The sequence below is a fragment of the Exiguobacterium sp. BRG2 genome, from assembly GCF_031844245.1.
Lineage (GTDB): Bacteria > Bacillota > Bacilli > Exiguobacteriales > Exiguobacteriaceae > Exiguobacterium_A.
On sequence record NZ_JAUZUW010000005.1, the window covers coordinates 220,043 to 233,722 of the forward strand.

Consider the following 13,680-nt stretch of genomic DNA (forward strand, 5'->3'; position numbering starts at 1 on the left):
ATGACCCTATCGACGGAATCAACACGATTTTTGGAAGACTTAAAGGTATACCTACTTGCTTCGGGTAAAAATGAACTGGCGACGAACGAGATTGTCAACGAACTCGAAGATCACCTGATCGAAGCGGAAGCAGACGGAAAATCCGTTCGCGCGATCACGGGTGATAGTCCCGCCGATTACATCCAATCGATATCTAAAGAGATGGCATTTGATCCAAAAGAAGCGTTTTGGATCGTCTTGCAAGTTTTTCTCGGCGCATCCAGTTTTCTCTATCTCCAAAACCTCTTGAATGGTACAACGACGTTCAGTATCCTGCTCGTTGGCGGTTTCCTGTTGATTAGTGCCGTTTACCTGACCACCCTGGCGTTTCTCTTCCGTCAAGATGCTTTGCGTGATGGCGCGCGCCCTCGTATCATGCGTTATGGTATTCATGGTAGTATTCATTTTCTGTTAATCATCGGACTATTGATCGTCAACGGACTTGTCGATTCACAAAAGATCACGTTATCCCCAAGCGTCAGCTGGATGGTTGGTGCCCTATTGATTCTCTGGATTCTCGTCACGGCATGGAAGACGAAGACATGGATTTTACCGATTGCAGTGTCCATCTTTTTCGTGCCTCAACTGCTGCTTTTGTTTGTATTTAATTTGTCAGAGATTACCGCCGTCCTCGTGAGTTATGTTTTGACCTCGATTACGATTGCAGTTATCTTTCTCCGAAAATCTAAGCAAGATCAGTCAAAAAATACAAAACTCTAAAGAATCTATTTAATTCTGATACCAAAAAACGACCTCAGCGCTGAGGTCGTTTTTGATGTATTACGTATTCTTCATCCCGTTCTTTGCTTCATACCGCTCACGCGTCCAGTTGTAGACATGGCTCGTCACGGTCCGACCGTCGATTCGCTCTAATACGAATGGTCGGTCAAGAACAGGCGTAAAACCGAGTTTCTCAACGACACGGCGTGATTGATCGTTGAAATCAAAGTGTCCGCACCAGACGATATCGATTGGTAACTCACGGAAGATGAAATCAAGAATCGCTTCGACGATCTCCGGCATCCGTCCATCTCCCCAGTAGTCAGGAGCGAGGACATAACCAATCTCGACTTGACGGTCATGCGTGATCGACTCATCCGGGCGACGATTAAAGTGAAAACCGAAGCTCCCGATCACTTCACCGGTTGTCTTATCCGTCACGGCATACTCGCCGGGCGACCCTTGAAAAATTCCGATGACTTCGCGACTCTCGTCAACTGACACGTGTGGTGCCCAGCCTGCCTTCGGTCCGACATTTGGATCCTTTGCGTACGCATACAGTGCTGCTGCATCATCTTCTTGCCAGCGGCGCAATAAATGTCGTGGTGTTTCTAGTGTATCTGGTAAATTCATCTCGATTCCCCCTTATTAAGATACGTTTCGCTGTCGTTCGACCGATTCCTTCACGAAAAGACTCGTGTAGACCAATCCGAAGCCTGTCAACAGGATCAGTCCGAGATAGACACTCATCATCGACGGGATCAAGAATGTCCCGACTAAAATCGTCGACCGTGAGAGCAGGTCGGCTCCAGCAAACGACGTTCCCGCGAAGGCTGAGTACGCCCCGCGTTGATCCGCCGGCATCATGTTCGCTTTTTGTGTGTTCAAGACCGGGGAGTAGAGTAACTCGCCAATCGTTGCGATAAAGATGAAGACCATCAGTGCCATCATGCTGTTGGCACTCGTTACGACGACGTAGCCGATCGAATAAAGAAGGAGACCTGCTGCAAGCGTTCGCCGTGGTGATAATCGTTTCGCAAGTCGCTGGACGATGAACGTCAAAGTGACGACGAGCAACGTATTTTCAATATTGATAATACTCATCATCCGGACCCCATTGATTGACCAACCGGCAAATGCGAGCGGTTCGAACGAATCGGCGAGGCGGACAGCAACGTAGCTCCCCATCGAAAACTCAGCCGCTAAGATACACATTGAACCAAAGACAACTCTGACGAACGGACGATCTTGCCAAGCAAGTTGATAACTGTTGAAGATATCGCTGAGAACGCCACGTAGCTTTTGGCGCTGCCAAGTCCGCGGCGTGTCTTCGAGAAATAGGTAGTAAGCGATCGGTAAGACAGACGACGTGAAGCTCAAGATCCAGAACAAGAGTAATTGGTTGCTGACGTAGAGCCAGCCACCGAGCGCCGTTCCGATAGTAATCGAGAGATTGATCAGCCAGTAGTCGAGCGCGTAGACCGCTTGTCGGTTTTCCTTCGTCGTCGCATCGATGATGATGGCGCTCATCGCCGGGCGACCGAGATTGCTCGTCACTGAGAAGACGGCGTAGATGACCATGAACAGCAGCATCCAGTCGAGCGTCAACGAAATCGTCATCGTGATGAACGTCAGTGCTGTTAACATCGATGTCGTGACGAGTAGGCGTTTACGTGAAAAACGATCAGCGAGATATCCGCCGAGTAGATTGGTGACGAAGCTAACGAAGACCATTGCAATTAAAAATGCACCAGCAACGACTTCGTTGAATGCCTTGACGAATAAGAGGGCCATGAACGGCATGATCGAAAACGAGACAGCCCGGTTGAAAAACGATGTGATGAGACGTACTTTAATTGGTTTCGGTATTTCTTTCCATTTCATATTGTCACCTTCCATTCTCTACCTGTATCATAAACAAGACAATACATAAGAAAAATGGACGTCATTCAAAAAAGATGTCCCCTTTTAAGGAGGATGAATGAGATGGATGCTTATCTTTTTATGTTATGGAAGACTTGCCGAAATGGAAACTACTCGATTGCGACACTCGCTGACGCCATCCATTTAAGTCCTAAACAAACAAAACGATATCTCAATAAATGGCAGGCTGAAGGCTGGATTGACTATACGAGTGGTCGTGGCCGAGGTAACTTAAGTGAACTTGTCTGGTTACGCCACGTCGAACGGGAGTATGCGAAACGGATGCTCGAGCGAATCGACCGTGACTCAATCGAATCAGTAACGGAGGAATTGACGTGGGACTGGTCACCGGCGCAAGCAGGACGGTTCATGCGCCAACTCGAGCGAAAGTTTGGCTATACGCAAACGACGTCTGATGCTTTACTGATTCCGCGAAAACGCAACTTCCTGACGACACACCCGTTAGAAGCAGCAGACATCCATAGTGCACATCTTGTCCAAAACGTTTTCAACCGCCTGTTTACGATTGACGCTGACGGAAACATCCAGGGTGAACTGGCACATCACTATATCTGGAACGGTCCGACGCTCAGTCTCTTCTTACGCAAGGATGTGCGGTTTCATGACGGTTCGCTCCTGACGAGTAAGGAAGTAACGAAGAGCCTGCGTGCTTTAATCGCTTATCCTGCTTATGCCTATTCCTATCGGCACGTGAAACACATCGTCTCAAACGGTCCGTACCGGGTCGACCTCACACTCGATCAGCGCCGGAGTTCGATTTTGCCGCAACTTGCCTCACTTCATACGAGCATCATCAAGGACGGTATCGGTACGGGACCGTTCCAACTCGCGCAACATGACGACAAGAAAACTGTTCTAACGGCATTTCCGAATTACTTTGGGATCCGTGCTCTTCTCGACCGGATTGAGTTCATCCAGATGCCGGAGCAGTACGACCCGGTCTACCGGACGTCGGCTTCTGACTCCAGTCCGATCGATACGATCGCAACGCAATCCGGCTTTGGACTCGTCTTTCTCCATCCGCGTGTTGGCGGACCATTCGAATCGGTAGCAGCGCGACATTACATCCATCGCCTCGTTGCAGAAATCCGTGGTAACATCCATGCGTTTGAGGAACGCGCACAACCGAACGACTGTGGTTTTCTCGAGTCCTATAGTCAACCGTATACTGTCCCGGACGGTCCCGCTGTCTTATTCACGCTACCGATTCGAATCAAGATGACCGATTTCACGGACAAAGTAACACGTTGGCTCTGCGAACGGTTCGATCAAGACGGAATTCCGTACGAGTTCGTCGAGGTCGGATTTAAAGAGAGTATTACGGAGTTTCATGCGTACGACACGATCGATCTCGCTGTCCATGCTGAAGTGTTCGAGCGAAATCTACCGTTCGCCTTCTATCAGTTCATGACGAATACGTTCTCACCGCCAATCCGACTATTTCAGCAGATGCCAGAAATGCTGAAATGGATCGAACAATACGACAAGACACCGTTCGAAGACTGGCTTCCGATTCATCAAACGATCGAACGCTACTTGATTAACGAATCGTATTTCATCCCGTTCTATCACGATACACGACTAATTCCGTATCCGATCGAGCTGCAAAATATCACGATCGACTCGTTCGGTTATTTTGATTTCTCAAAGCTCTGGATTTCCAATCAATCGTGACGAATCCTTGTCGATATTTTGACTTGCTTGTGACAAAACGCACGATATTCTTTAATCTAGTATTTTAAATGTTGTATTAATGACGAGGCTACGAAATACTAAGACTGTCTTCATTACTTAGTGAAAAGGAAGTGGTCTTATGTTATCAACCTCTACCATTCAAATCGTTCAATCGACGGTTCCCGTCCTTGCGTCGCACGGTGCCGCGATCACGAAAGTCTTTTATCAGCGCTTGTTTCAAGCTCATCCGGAACTGAAACACGTCTTCAATCAATCGAATCAACGGAGCGACCGCCAATCGCAAGCACTCGCTACAGCCGTGTATGCCGCTGCTGCTCACATCGATCGACTCGAGACGTTAAAACCGGTCTTATTACCTGTGCTCCATAAGCACCGAAGTCTACAAATCAAGCCGGAGATGTATCCACTCGTCGGTCAAGAATTACTCGGAGCGATGCAAGACGTTTTAGGGGAAGCCGCAACGCCTGCAATCCTGCAAGCATGGGGCGAAGCGTACGGGGAGATTGCCGATTTGTTCATCACACTCGAAGCCGAACTATACGCGCAGGACGAACAGGCGAAAGACTTTTCCGGTTATCAGTCCGTCAAGATTTCAGATATCCAGGAACAAGCAGACGGCATCCGCTCGCTGACTTTCAAAACGGACGGTCCGCTCCCTGATTATCGAGCAGGGCAATACATCACGGTACGGATTCAGGATAGCGACGGCTTATGGCACAATCGTCAATACAGTCTGACGACGGCATCAAACACGACGACTTATATGATTGGTGTCAAACGAGAAGGCATCGTCTCGGACTACTTACATGCAGCGCAAGTCGGTGACACGGTATTGATCAGTGCGCCAGCAGGTGCCTTCACGCTTGATGCATCAGGTGAACCCGTCGTTCTGATTGCTGGTGGAATCGGCATCACACCGATGCTTGCAATGGCAGACGAAGCGTTAGCTGCTGGTCGACAGGTAACGTTACATCACGCCGTCCAAGATGAACGCAATCGTCCGTTTACAGAACAACTTGCCTTACTCGAGCAGCGTGGCGCTCGCGTCATTCGTTACGCAGAGCACCAGGCGACGGATCAAGCGGGTCGTCTGCCGAAAGACGTCATCGCAAGCATCACGGATCCGACATACGTCTGTGGTCCGGAAGCAATGATTCATTACGTCATTAAACACTTTACGGCGTCTTCAGACAAACTGCATTACGAAATCTTTGGACCGGCACTCGCTTTTGCCGCGGAAACGCCAGTCACGCAGTAAAAAACATCCCGCTCTCTTTGATACACGTCAAGGAGAGCGGGATGTTTGATTAGAGTGGCAATCGTTCTGACAACGGACGGACCAAAACGACATCTGTCGCCATCCGGTTATCTCGGCGCGGTTCATCGACTGGTTCAATCGTCCAGTTTTTCGCGTGGAGTGTATTTAAGGCATGCGCTAAATCGTACATCGAATAACGATCGTTTCCGTTCAACTGATAGAGACCTGCTTCCTGTTCGAGTAAAATCGTAACGAGCGCTTCTGCTGTATCTTCAAGCAACGAACTCGACGGATACCAGTTTCGACTTGCTTGAATGACACCGTGTTGCTTCATCTCGTTCGTGAAGAAGTCGACCATGTTGTTCGAACCTGCCTCCGTCCCGATCTGCCAGCCGATCCGGACGATTTTTGCTTGAGGATCAATTGCTTGAATCGCTTGCTCGCAAGCAATCTTATAGGCACCATACTCATCGCTCGCATCCGGCACAGCGTCCTTTTCAATCGGTGCTGGTACGTCGTCCGAGAAAACAGATACTGTACTCGTGAAAAAGAACGGAATCCGATATTCCTGGCACAAACGGACGAGCGATTCCGTCCAACTGACGGACCCCATCCCAATATGTAGGAAATAATCCGGTCGTTCCGTTTCTAAAAACGTCCGCATCTGAGACTCGTCAGTCGTTGAGACTTTTGTCCGATCCCACGCGACTGTCTCGATGTCGTGCTTTGCTAAGACGTCCGCAACGACAGGCGCTACCGTACCATTCATGCCTGTAATAATCGTTTTCATGGTGATTCATCCCCCTTAGTTTCGATCGAAAAAATCATAAAACCACTTGCTACTTCAGTTTACACGCGAATCGCTGAATTAACGAATCTGAGGTTATTCTTCTACGACCAGTCATGACTCAAATGAAAAAAGCGCCTGCTATCCGATCTAATCTCGGTAAGCAGGCGCACTGTTTAGTTCATGATTACTCCGAAACGCCTTCCGTTTCCATTCGACGCCACAGTACATTCAAAAAGACCGTCATCCCACTGATCGGAATCAAAAACAATAATGCTGTGATCCATAAACTCTCCATCGACTCCACTCCTCATCGTTCATTTCTATCTCTAGTGTACAGAAGCGCGAAACCGCTTACCTCCACCTCAAGGCGGATATTTCATCCGACCTTGTCCTGTCGTGCTTCGTTAAAGGAAACGTTACGATGAATGAGTAACCAGATAGCTGTCAACACGAGACCACTTAAGGAAAACAGTAGGAAAACGAACGAGATGCTAAAGAGCGACGTCAAGTACGATGATAATCCGTAACAGAGTGCAGAACACGCCGTTGATGCTGCGACCATCGCTGTTCGAACCCGTCCGAGCAAGTGCGCAGGCGTCGAGCGTTGTAACAAGGTCGCAAACGGAATCCCGAACAATGTCAGCGCCATACCGAGCAAGACAAACCCACCGACAGCCACTGGGACGAACGAGACATAGGCGACGATCGCGATTGCGAGTCCTTGCAAAACGACGGCAAAACGAAACAGCTTATCCTGCCGTACGGAGACGCCCCACTTGCCGTATAGGAGCGACATCGTGATCCCCCCGATCACCGTCGCTAGTTCGAGTGCAGAAAACGTCTGGGCATTTCCCGATAAGACGTTCTTGGCATATGGTGCAAGTAAGGTATTCATCGGTGTGATCATCCAGTTCGCAAGGATCGCACAACCAAGGATCCATTTTAAGAGACCGTCACGCGCGACGTAATGAACCCCTTCGAGCAACGCTTCGCGGTACGATCCGACACGCGCTCCTTCTGCGTCTTGTCCCGTCATGTGTCGGACGAGTAACCAGGCGGCGAGATGCAGTCCCAGATCGAGCCACAAGATACTCGCCATCGAGAAGTGGGCAATCATCATCCCACCGAGTAAGAATCCGCTTAACGTCCCGATCCGTTCGATTGTCGCGAGATAGGCATTCGCTTGCGGCAATTGGTCATCTTCGACTAGATCAACGACCCACGTGAAGACAGCATTACCGCCGACGATTTGTAAGATGGTCTGAACGACGAGCAAGCAAAGTACCCACGGTAAGACGACGTCTGTCAGATCGATTCCCGCTAACGTAATACCAAGCGCTAACAAGCGAATGAGTAAGGACGTTTGATACAACGATGCGCTGACGAAACGGTCAATCCACGGTCCAACGAACGTTGAGACGAGAAAACGAATCAAAAAGACACTTGTTGCAAGCAAGGCGACACCGAAAGCACTTATCTGTTCCGCGCTCAACCAGTAAATCGCAATATAAACAAAACTCGTCCCGACAGTCGATAACAAATCGGAGACATACATAAAACGAAACGCACGTGACATGATGCTTTATTCCTTTCCTAAAACGACTTCTTGTTCATCTTACAATTTTTCTCAATTGCTGCCCATTCTTTTTTCGTCATCACATCGTCATCGTCTGTTAAGGCATTCTTACCCATCTGTAACAGAGCCGACATGTTCATTCGCTATACTAAAACGCATAGGGAGGTGAAGATCCATGAAAACGCAAACGCGTTATGACTATGAAACCGAACAGGAACAGGTCGACGTCCCGTCTGAGGCACGTCTAGGCTACTACTTTCTTTTGATTGTCCTGCCGCTTGGTCTCGCGCATCTTGTCCAGTCGCTTGCTCCTTCGCCGGATCAACACCACTCGTCCGTATTGACGGGTTTGACGTTCTTATCCATCGTCTTTTTCATGTACTTAGGTAACCGAGCTGCTGGAAATGCCAAAACGACCTTTTTCGGATACTCGATGTTCTTGAGTATCAGTCTGTTCGCGACGCTGTTTCTACCAACGGTGCCGATCATTTGAGCATAAGCAAACGAGCACATGTCCGACTTTGGACGTGTGCTCGTTTTTTAATGCATATGCGATTCGTGTTTGCCGTCACAATACAACGTATTGCCATGTGCATGTTGATCCGTCTCGACCTGGATGGTCGCGTGGTTAATCCCGACGTGTTTCAAATCGTGATCAATCTGTTCGCGAATCGATTCTGACTCCCGTACGGTCATGTCCTCCTTGACGACGACGTGACACGATAACGCGTTATAACCACTCGTGATCGACCAGATGTGTAGATCATGTAATCCGAGAACGGCTTCGTTCGTCTGAATTGTCGAAACGACCTCATCAATGTCGACATCACTCGGCGTTCCTTCCATTAAGACGTGTACGGACGCCTTCGTCACGTAATAACCACTCCGTAAGACGAGGATCGCTACGATGATACTCGCAAGTGGATCCGCCCATCCCCAACCGAAGAACAGGATCAGCAAGGCGGCTACAATCGCACCGACCGATCCGAGCATGTCGCTTAAGACGTGCAGATACGCACCGCGCATGTTGAGGTTATGTTCGTGCCCACCGCCGCGTGTCATGATCCAGGCAACTAAAATGTTGACGAGCAACCCGAGGACACTAATGATCAGCATCCCCGTCGTTGCGACAGCGGGTGGATCGATGAAGCGTTGAATGGCTTCAATGAAAATATAGAGAGCGATGACAATCAGCGTCACGCCATTTAGGATTGCGGCTAAGATTTCAAAGCGTTTTGAACCGAACGTCTTGTTCGCATCCGGTGCTTGACTCGAGAACTGGAAGGCTAACAGGGCAATCGCAAGTGAAATCGAATCACTTAACATGTGCCCGGCGTCTGATAACAATGCCAAACTGTTCGTCCAAATCCCGCCGATGACCTCGACGATCATGAACGCGGTGATGATCAGGAACGACAGGCCCAGTACCTTTTTATTGTCGGTATGATGATGGTGGTGATGATGATCATGTGCCATGACGTTGCCTCCTTTTACCTTACATTCAAACGTCTATTTGAATTATAACGTGCCTCCGTTCTGCGGTCAATGGGCTCACGTGTTATATCCCACGCCTGTACTCTTCCAAAACGACTAATCTGACTATACAAAAAAAGCGATGACTTCTCGCCATCGCTCTCTTTGTATTCTTCTCAAATAAACGACCGAAAGTCTTCCGTTTGTTGCTCGAGTTGATGTGCGACCTCTTCGATCGCGGTAAAACGTTGCATCGTTTCCTTTACTGTCGCAAGGCTTGACGCGACTTCGAGATGGGACGCTTCAATCTTTTTCATCATCGCCATGATTTGACGGTTCATCGTTTCCGTATTCGTCCGTACCTCGACGACTGCACTGCCGACTAAATCCGATAAATTTTTGACTTCACTCGCAACGACGGTGAACCCTTTGCCATGTTCTCCAGCACGTGCCGCTTCGATTGCCGCGTTCAGCGACAACAGGTTCGTTCGGGCTGCGATCTCCTTGATCGTATCAGCAATCTTCGTGATCTCGATCGCTTGGGCATATAATGTTTCGAACGTCTGCTGGTTCTCAGCCGTTTCACTTGCGATTGTGTGCATCGTCTCTTGAAGTTGATTGCCCTCTTTAGAGCCTTGAATCGACTGCAGATTCAGTCCTTCAGCGAGTGTCTGGAAGCTTTTCGCATATCCTTGTACACGGTCGATCCGGTCCGTGATGTTACTCGCGATCTTGACGACGCCGACGACTTCTTCTCCCTCAAAGATTGGCATGTAAGTGGCTTCAAGCCATAAAATATCACCACGAGCATCAACGCGCTTGATTTTATCCGCTGTACTGAAGCCCGAAAACAGGCGTGTCCAAAAGTCCTGATACTCACGGCTGTTCGCGAATTCTGGTGTACAAAACGTATGGTGCTGTAAGCCAATCATCTCATCCCGCTTATACTTCATCGTTTTCGCAAACAAGTCGTTAACGTCGATGACCCGTCGTTGGCGATCAAAACAGACCATCGCGACGTTTGATTCAAGGCTCGATAAGATTGCTGGTGAGCGCAATGGTCTCGGTAAGGTTTCATTCATGGTGTCATTAACTCCTTCTATGTGTCAATCATGTTCTATGACAGTTTCATATATGAACATTCTGTACCTATCTATCGTCATCAATTGATCTTTTTTATAGTTTCATTCAAAAAAAAGAGCAATCCTTTATTACTGAGGTATGGTCAGACTCACTCACTTTTAAGAACTATAGCTGTTACACTAGGGATATGGCATTTGATACGGACAGGGGGAAACAGCATGGATTATGAAAAAGCATCTCACAAGTTCTAACACCGAAAGCAACAGTTGACGTTAAAAAAAGAAACGGTCATCGAGCGCGTATTCCGGCGATATAATGCAATCGAAATACCGAAAGACGACATCTCGGATTTAGTGAATGATGATCAACTCGAATACGATGCCATCTTTTGCTGCTTGAAGATTGATGACGGTGACCTCTTGAATTCGCTTTTTACGCCTAGTGAATTAGACGATTTCGAGTGGGAGATACAAGATAATAAAAGGAAAAATCGACGATACCGATATGCTAATCAGAAAGAAGCAGATTACAATCAATTGATTCTCGATGAGATGGAAGGACGCCGAATTGATATCGTCTTAGAGAGCCTTGACGGTACATATATCACTGGATTCTTGGTTAGGAATCAATCCGAAGTAATCGGCTCTTACTTATATGCTCTCGTCGGTGGTGCACATTTTGCCGATCCTGTCGTAAAAAACCTCGTCATTCGAGCCAGAGAGCTGACAGAAGAAGTCGAAGAATCATATCGTGATTATCTCGACGATTTAGTTCGGTGGGGTCATATTTAAAAAGAACGATGGACTTCAAATGAAATCAATCGTTCTTCGTCTGCGCTTCGATTTTCTCGTTCCGAGCAGCCTCAAAGTTGCGATAAATCGTAAATCCTACTAAACCAATCAACCAGATAATGCCATACCCGAGTTCCCAGTCTAAGCCGAAATACAAGATTGACGACGTGATGACGACAATCAGGATTAAGCGAATGCTCGACAGATGATATTTACTCATGATGTCCCTCCTTTTCTACCGCCACCGAAGTAGATGTATGTCACGAATAGAATTAACGTCCACGTAAAAACCGCGAATATGATTTTAAATAAGCCGTCAGGCAGTACTTTTGAAATATATAACATGGTCATTAGGATTGAAAACGTTAAATGGTTATTTCTCATTTGTGTAGAGAGCTTATCCCAATTGAGCAGGACAAGTAGTACCGCGACGGGTGCGAGGAGTGCCGTTAGGAAGAAGAACGGAACGTTCCTCATATAGTACGGTATCTCGTCTTTGTTTTTTCTCATCACATATCTCTCCTCATCTGCAATATAGAATACCTAGCTTCTCTATTCATTTCATCGGAACGGATGTGATTGCATGAAAAAAAGAAGTACGCTCGCTGATCTATACTCTTATCGTTCTCGTCATCTTGGTAGCTGCCTATCCGACTTACCTCTTCGTTTCTAAAACGATGACTGAAATCAAGATTGAACGAATGTTAGTTAAATCAGGATACGACCAAGATATTTCAAAAAAAGAAACGATCTTTGAGTCGAAGACCGGAAGATATGTGTTGGAAGTTAAATACACGAATGAACCGGACTATATATACAACTATGAAATCGTTGAAGATCATGTACTGACGACTGTATACGACCAGCATCATGTTGAAGTGACTGGCTCCGTTCAACATGAATTAAAGTAGATATCGTACTTTAAATAACAATCGAGCCCATTCAGCGATCGCACGAATGAACTCGATTTATGTACCTCTTAACATTCTTCTTTCATGTTCAGTGATTCTGCCGAGCGAATCGTAATTTGTTTTGCAGCATCATCGATGGATATGACACAATCCCATGTCGGCTTTAACTGAAGGACATCATTTCGATCCAACCACAAGACCGCAGTCAGTTCGATGAAGTCCCCCATCACTACCATTTTTCTCGCCTTCTCATCAATGACGGCATATAGTTCATCATCCAAGCTGATTTTCCAGTCAAAGAATTCATTCTCATTCATCCTTTATCTCTCCCAATCCTTCATACACTCTCAAGATCATTCCGCTGTAGTAAACGTAATCTTCCATTTCTTCCGCGCAATCAATACAACGATTAGCGAAATCAACAGAGATATTTTAAGCGTTGTATCATCGATAAGATGTACTCCGTAATGAAGCGAAAAAAGTACCGTTAGTAGAGCAACGACGCTTCCTAAAAAGATCATGTTTTTCATTCTATCACCTCGTTTCTTCAATGGATTTAACGTGTTGTCAATCCTTTGAAATATACCGTCCTTCTTGTTTGTTCGTAATCTGTACGCCGTCTTTATATCCCGTGACGTCAATATGACTCGATCCCGATTGATAAATCTCATATTCATTATTCGGTTCATCTTCGAACACGATGCGTGCGAAGAATTCACCTGTGCTCGTATCATAGCGAATTTCTTTGTTCTTCACGTGTGTCATATAATCATGTCGCTTCAGATAGTGATTGATTGATTGATTGATTGAGTGACCTCTTGTTTTTCATCATAGTACAATGACTTATAGGCTGAAGCACCGATGATGCCGACTCCTAGAATCATCAATAACATAATCGATATAAAGGTTCGTTTCATTTCATCACTCCTGAGAATCGTTTCTGTGTCATTCTTCGTATTAGACATTCTCCTTGTTTTTAAAATGTCGATATGTATAAACTAATACAAGAACACAAAAAAAAGGAAGTCACTCATGATAAAAATCCATAAAATACTTTTTATTGTCATTTATGTTGATTGTTATCATCTTGAATCTTTTGAATGGTCGAGTAATTGAAAATGAACGGTTAACCTTAGCCGTGAACATCGCTATCGTGCTGATGGCGTTATTCTTTATCCGCTTGAGGTTCTCTAAACGAAAACGTAAATAAAATGCTAAGTAGTATGTAAAGGTGGTCAAATCGTGGGACAATTCATGATTTTCGGTGCACTGATGAATCTTCTGATCATTGGCGCAATCGTCTATGTCGTATGGAAGTTAGCTAAGAAACTCTTTAAAAAATAAGTGATGAATGTACTTTTTTCGTTTACTTCATATGAATTAATGTTTACATAAAGAAA

General features: G+C 46.6%; 16 protein-coding genes. 6 read left to right on the plus strand and 10 right to left on the minus strand.

Features of this window, described 5'->3' with window-relative positions:
- Complete coding sequence (locus Q9R23_RS09235; protein WP_290754680.1) at nucleotides 1–759, plus strand: hypothetical protein; 759 nt, start codon at nucleotides 1–3, stop codon at nucleotides 757–759.
- Between the two features lie 60 nt (nucleotides 760–819).
- Here Q9R23_RS09235 and Q9R23_RS09240 read toward each other — a convergent pair whose 3' ends face one another.
- The gene (locus Q9R23_RS09240) at nucleotides 820–1,392 is read right to left on the minus strand and encodes a GNAT family N-acetyltransferase (protein WP_290754682.1); all 573 of its coding nucleotides are present in this window, start codon (nucleotides 1,390–1,392) and stop codon (nucleotides 820–822) included.
- A 15-nt stretch (nucleotides 1,393–1,407) separates the two neighbouring features.
- Nucleotides 1,408–2,643, minus strand: coding sequence for an MDR family MFS transporter (locus Q9R23_RS09245; protein WP_290754684.1), 1,236 nt, complete (start codon nucleotides 2,641–2,643; stop codon nucleotides 1,408–1,410).
- 102 nt (nucleotides 2,644–2,745) lie between these two features.
- Between Q9R23_RS09245 and Q9R23_RS09250 the strand changes: the two genes are divergently transcribed.
- Both Q9R23_RS09250 and Q9R23_RS09255 read left to right on the plus strand, forming a co-directional pair.
- Nucleotides 2,746–4,377, plus strand: a complete 1,632-nt coding sequence (locus Q9R23_RS09250) for an ABC transporter substrate-binding protein (protein WP_311246944.1) — start codon at nucleotides 2,746–2,748, stop codon at nucleotides 4,375–4,377.
- A 139-nt stretch (nucleotides 4,378–4,516) separates the two neighbouring features.
- Entirely contained in the window at nucleotides 4,517–5,656 is a 1,140-nt protein-coding gene (locus Q9R23_RS09255) for a globin domain-containing protein (RefSeq protein ID WP_290754688.1), read from the plus strand.
- 49 nt (nucleotides 5,657–5,705) lie between these two features.
- Here Q9R23_RS09255 and Q9R23_RS09260 read toward each other — a convergent pair whose 3' ends face one another.
- Together Q9R23_RS09260 and Q9R23_RS09265 are read right to left on the minus strand one after the other, a co-directional pair.
- Entirely contained in the window at nucleotides 5,706–6,446 is a 741-nt protein-coding gene (locus Q9R23_RS09260) for a sugar nucleotide-binding protein (protein WP_290754690.1), read from the minus strand.
- Between the two features lie 376 nt (nucleotides 6,447–6,822).
- Complete coding sequence (locus tag Q9R23_RS09265; RefSeq protein ID WP_311246945.1) at nucleotides 6,823–8,022, minus strand: MFS transporter; 1,200 nt, start codon at nucleotides 8,020–8,022, stop codon at nucleotides 6,823–6,825.
- 175 nt (nucleotides 8,023–8,197) lie between these two features.
- Between Q9R23_RS09265 and Q9R23_RS09270 the strand changes: the two genes are divergently transcribed.
- Nucleotides 8,198–8,515, plus strand: a complete 318-nt coding sequence (locus Q9R23_RS09270; protein ID WP_023468204.1) for a hypothetical protein — start codon at nucleotides 8,198–8,200, stop codon at nucleotides 8,513–8,515.
- Nucleotides 8,516–8,562: 47 nt separating this feature from the next.
- Here the strand turns inward: Q9R23_RS09270 and Q9R23_RS09275 are convergent, their stop codons facing one another.
- Together Q9R23_RS09275 and Q9R23_RS09280 are read right to left on the minus strand one after the other, a co-directional pair.
- On the minus strand, nucleotides 8,563–9,498 hold the full coding sequence (locus Q9R23_RS09275) for a cation diffusion facilitator family transporter (protein WP_290754696.1): 936 nt from the start codon (nucleotides 9,496–9,498) through the stop codon (nucleotides 8,563–8,565).
- A 173-nt stretch (nucleotides 9,499–9,671) separates the two neighbouring features.
- Nucleotides 9,672–10,577: a methyl-accepting chemotaxis protein gene (locus Q9R23_RS09280; protein ID WP_290754697.1), complete on the minus strand. Its 906-nt coding sequence runs from the start codon at nucleotides 10,575–10,577 to the stop codon at nucleotides 9,672–9,674.
- Between the two features lie 267 nt (nucleotides 10,578–10,844).
- On the opposite strand from Q9R23_RS09280, the gene Q9R23_RS09285 reads away from it, so the two are divergent.
- The gene (locus Q9R23_RS09285; RefSeq protein WP_290754699.1) at nucleotides 10,845–11,369 is read left to right on the plus strand and encodes a hypothetical protein; all 525 of its coding nucleotides are present in this window, start codon (nucleotides 10,845–10,847) and stop codon (nucleotides 11,367–11,369) included.
- 25 nt (nucleotides 11,370–11,394) lie between these two features.
- Here the strand turns inward: Q9R23_RS09285 and Q9R23_RS09290 are convergent, their stop codons facing one another.
- Nucleotides 11,395–11,589, minus strand: a complete 195-nt coding sequence (locus Q9R23_RS09290) for a hypothetical protein (RefSeq protein WP_290754700.1) — start codon at nucleotides 11,587–11,589, stop codon at nucleotides 11,395–11,397.
- A 481-nt stretch (nucleotides 11,590–12,070) separates the two neighbouring features.
- Between Q9R23_RS09290 and Q9R23_RS09295 the strand changes: the two genes are divergently transcribed.
- Nucleotides 12,071–12,280: a hypothetical protein gene (locus Q9R23_RS09295; protein ID WP_349677543.1), complete on the plus strand. Its 210-nt coding sequence runs from the start codon at nucleotides 12,071–12,073 to the stop codon at nucleotides 12,278–12,280.
- A gap of 68 nt (nucleotides 12,281–12,348) precedes the next feature.
- On the opposite strand, the gene Q9R23_RS09300 is transcribed toward Q9R23_RS09295, so the two are convergent.
- The 3 genes from Q9R23_RS09300 to Q9R23_RS09310 all read right to left on the minus strand — a co-directional run bounded on the left by Q9R23_RS09300 (nucleotide 12,349) and on the right by Q9R23_RS09310 (nucleotide 13,197).
- On the minus strand, nucleotides 12,349–12,597 hold the full coding sequence (locus tag Q9R23_RS09300; RefSeq protein WP_290754702.1) for a hypothetical protein: 249 nt from the start codon (nucleotides 12,595–12,597) through the stop codon (nucleotides 12,349–12,351).
- 250 nt (nucleotides 12,598–12,847) lie between these two features.
- Nucleotides 12,848–13,045, minus strand: coding sequence for a hypothetical protein (locus Q9R23_RS09305; protein WP_290754703.1), 198 nt, complete (start codon nucleotides 13,043–13,045; stop codon nucleotides 12,848–12,850).
- Between the two features lie 14 nt (nucleotides 13,046–13,059).
- Complete coding sequence (locus tag Q9R23_RS09310) at nucleotides 13,060–13,197, minus strand: hypothetical protein (protein ID WP_290754705.1); 138 nt, start codon at nucleotides 13,195–13,197, stop codon at nucleotides 13,060–13,062.
- Nucleotides 13,198–13,680 lie beyond the last annotated feature (483 nt).

Bases quoted from the DNA above. Each gene is read 5' to 3' on its own strand.
- Q9R23_RS09235 (WP_290754680.1), top strand. From the start codon at position 1: ATGACCCTATCGACGGAATCAACACGATTTTTGGAAGACTTAAAGGTA.
- Q9R23_RS09240 (WP_290754682.1), bottom strand. From the start codon at position 1,392: ATGAATTTACCAGATACACTAGAAACACCACGACATTTATTGCGCCGC.
- Q9R23_RS09245 (WP_290754684.1), bottom strand. From the start codon at position 2,643: ATGAAATGGAAAGAAATACCGAAACCAATTAAAGTACGTCTCATCACA.
- Q9R23_RS09250 (WP_311246944.1), top strand. From the start codon at position 2,746: ATGGATGCTTATCTTTTTATGTTATGGAAGACTTGCCGAAATGGAAAC.
- Q9R23_RS09255 (WP_290754688.1), top strand. From the start codon at position 4,517: ATGTTATCAACCTCTACCATTCAAATCGTTCAATCGACGGTTCCCGTC.
- Q9R23_RS09260 (WP_290754690.1), bottom strand. From the start codon at position 6,446: ATGAAAACGATTATTACAGGCATGAATGGTACGGTAGCGCCTGTCGTT.
- Q9R23_RS09265 (WP_311246945.1), bottom strand. From the start codon at position 8,022: ATGTCACGTGCGTTTCGTTTTATGTATGTCTCCGATTTGTTATCGACT.
- Q9R23_RS09270 (WP_023468204.1), top strand. From the start codon at position 8,198: ATGAAAACGCAAACGCGTTATGACTATGAAACCGAACAGGAACAGGTC.
- Q9R23_RS09275 (WP_290754696.1), bottom strand. From the start codon at position 9,498: ATGGCACATGATCATCATCACCACCATCATCATACCGACAATAAAAAG.
- Q9R23_RS09280 (WP_290754697.1), bottom strand. From the start codon at position 10,577: ATGAATGAAACCTTACCGAGACCATTGCGCTCACCAGCAATCTTATCG.
- Q9R23_RS09290 (WP_290754700.1), bottom strand. From the start codon at position 11,589: ATGAGTAAATATCATCTGTCGAGCATTCGCTTAATCCTGATTGTCGTC.
- Q9R23_RS09295 (WP_349677543.1), top strand. From the start codon at position 12,071: ATGTTAGTTAAATCAGGATACGACCAAGATATTTCAAAAAAAGAAACG.
- Q9R23_RS09300 (WP_290754702.1), bottom strand. From the start codon at position 12,597: ATGAATGAGAATGAATTCTTTGACTGGAAAATCAGCTTGGATGATGAA.
- Q9R23_RS09305 (WP_290754703.1), bottom strand. From the start codon at position 13,045: ATGACACACGTGAAGAACAAAGAAATTCGCTATGATACGAGCACAGGT.
- Q9R23_RS09310 (WP_290754705.1), bottom strand. From the start codon at position 13,197: ATGAAACGAACCTTTATATCGATTATGTTATTGATGATTCTAGGAGTC.